The sequence below is a fragment of the Tenacibaculum aiptasiae genome, assembly GCF_008806755.1.
Classification (GTDB): domain Bacteria; phylum Bacteroidota; class Bacteroidia; order Flavobacteriales; family Flavobacteriaceae; genus Polaribacter; species Polaribacter aiptasiae.
Genome location: NZ_WAAU01000026.1, coordinates 299 through 1,490, shown reverse-complemented (window position 1 = coordinate 1,490; position 1,192 = coordinate 299). Strand labels below are relative to the sequence as shown.

At 33.6% G+C, this 1,192-nt stretch carries 1 protein-coding gene; it reads left to right on the top strand.

Annotated features, from left to right (window positions below; all coding sequences use genetic code 11):
• Positions 1–51: 51 nt before the first annotated feature.
• Positions 52–1,192: amino acid adenylation domain-containing protein (locus F7018_RS13235; protein ID WP_246175183.1), on the top strand; the 1,141-nt coding region annotated here is incomplete at its 3' end.

Here is a 1,192-nt window from a genome sequence, read left to right as displayed (position 1 = left end):
TGTGCTTATTTACCTATTAATACCTCTCAACCCCAATCTCGAACATTAGACATGTTGAATGAATGTGGAGTATCATTTATTATAGGGAATGTAGAGGATACATTATCCAATTATAAAGAAGATTATACATGTCTAACAACAAGTTTACTAAGGCAGTCTATAGAGTGTGAGGAAAAAGATTTACCAAAGGTTTTAGCAGAGGATTTAGCATATATAATTTACACATCAGGATCTACAGGTCGTCCTAAAGGAGTTATGGTAAATCATAAGGGGTTATCTAATATGGTTCAGCATGAAGTATCTACTCTAAGTATTGATACAGATGAGAACATCTTATTATTTTCACCTTATTATTTTGATGCATCAGTAGAGCAAATATGGTTGGCATTATCAAGTGGAGCCTCCTTAGTTATTATTAAAGAGGATGATATTTTAGACACAGAGATGTTTAATAGATGTATGAGGAAGCACCAAGTAACACACTTAGACTGTACTCCTTCTTTTTTAGAAGCTATCGAGTTGGAATCAGATTTGAGTTTAAGACGAATCATAACAGGAGGAGAGGCTTGTAAGTTATCATTGGCAGAAAAACTAATTCAACGATATGATGTTTATAATGAATATGGTCCCACAGAGACAACTGTAATTTCAGTTTTTAAGAAATTAGAAGAGTCAGATATTTTGGGAGGAAAAATACCTATAGGAGTTCCTATAGGGAATACCCAGGTTTATATTTTAGATGAAGCAAAGAATTTATTGCCAGAAGGAGCAGTCGGAGAGCTTTATATAGGAGGTGTTGGAATAACAAATGGTTATATAAATAATGAAGAACTGACCAGAGAGCGTTTTATAGATAACCCATTTGGATCTGGACGTCTTTATAAGACAGGAGATTTAGTAAGATGGATGAATAATGGGAATTTAGAATACTTGGGACGAAATGACAATCAAGTTAAGATTAGGGGTTATCGAATAGAGTTAGGAGAAATAGAAGCAGAGTTAGAGTTATTACCAGATGTAAGTCAAGCTCTAGTAATGGGAGTTGGAGAAGAAGGAAATAAGCAATTAGTAGCTTATTTAAGTGGAAGAGAAAAAGTAGATGAAGCTAAAGTTAAAATGTCATTATCTACAAAGATTCCAGATTATATGATTCCATCACATTACGTTGTGTTAGATAGTTTTCCAACCAATG